The 633-nt window shown below is 36.0% G+C and carries 1 protein-coding gene; it reads right to left on the minus strand.

From position 1 onward, the window contains the following. Positions 1–48: 48 nt before the first annotated feature. Positions 49–633 (minus strand): EAL domain-containing protein (locus tag AB4653_RS12440; protein WP_372104289.1); only part of this gene is annotated, 585 nt, incomplete at its 5' end.

The following is a 633-nucleotide window of genomic DNA, read 5'->3' on the forward strand; positions in this document are numbered from 1 at the left end:
AGGAGTATCGATACTCCTTTTATTCACATTCTAATGACCACACATGAGTTAACTTGTTAAACCACAAATTAGATTGCGCTCAGCTTTTTCTGATTCCCGCGCCTCTTTAGCCATATTATCAAAAATCTCAATGGCTAAAGTTGGCTTATGAATATAAAAGCCTTGAATGAAGTCAATGCCTAACGCTTCTAACATTCTTAATTCTTCAATTGTTTCAACACGTTCCGCAACCACTTTAGTTTGGCTCATTTCTGCCAACTCAACTAATGAGTGCACCATTTTTTTCTTAAAATCAGAACCGTTAATATTTTCAACGAGCGAACCATCAAGCTTGATCGTATCAAAACAACCTTCAGATAAAATTGAATACGATGAATAACCTGAACCAAAATCATCTAAGGCAACTATGATCTGGTGGTGTTGTAGTCGTTCTACTATTTTTCGAAACTTCTCATCTGCACGATAAAAAACAAGCTCAGTCACTTCAACACATAAACGGGAACGGATATAAGGGGGTAGATGACATAAACGATCGATAACACTCATATCGAAAATGGTTTTAACTGAGAAATTTAATGACAATTGAATAGTTGAATAGTGCTCAAGTAAGCCAATTGCGTAAGTAAGCATCTG

It is taken from the genome of Vibrio sp. 10N.222.48.A3 (assembly GCF_041475345.1).
Taxonomy (GTDB): Bacteria; Pseudomonadota; Gammaproteobacteria; order Enterobacterales; family Vibrionaceae; genus Vibrio; species Vibrio tasmaniensis_A.